This is a genomic window from Caulobacter sp. 602-1, from assembly GCF_003931565.1.
Lineage (GTDB): Bacteria > Pseudomonadota > Alphaproteobacteria > Caulobacterales > Caulobacteraceae > Caulobacter.
Map to the genome: position 1 here is coordinate 1 of NZ_RRYI01000201.1, position 276 is coordinate 276.

Annotated in this window: 1 protein-coding gene; it reads right to left on the bottom strand. The window is 63.8% G+C overall.

What is annotated here, in order from left to right; genetic code table 11:
- Nucleotides 1-93: 93 nt before the first annotated feature.
- Nucleotides 94-276: DUF933 domain-containing protein (locus tag EIK80_RS25865; RefSeq protein ID WP_125159738.1), on the bottom strand; the 183-nt coding region annotated here is incomplete at its 5' end.

The window sequence follows — 276 nt, forward strand, 5'->3', positions numbered from 1 at the left end:
GGAGGTCAGGGTGACGGTGTCGGACATAGGCGTGCTCGCCAATGAGAAACGGCCGGGGCGTTTACGCTCCGGCCGCTGGTCTGTTCTGAACGCTTAGACGTTGAAGCGGAAGTGCATCGCGTCGCCGTCCTTGACGACGTAGTCCTTGCCCTCGGCCCGCATCTTGCCGGCTGCCTTGGCGCCGTTTTCGCCGCCCAGCTTGATGAAGTGGTCGAAGGCGATGGTCTCGGCGCGGATGTAGCCCTTCTCGAAGTCTGTGTGGATGACGCCGGCCGC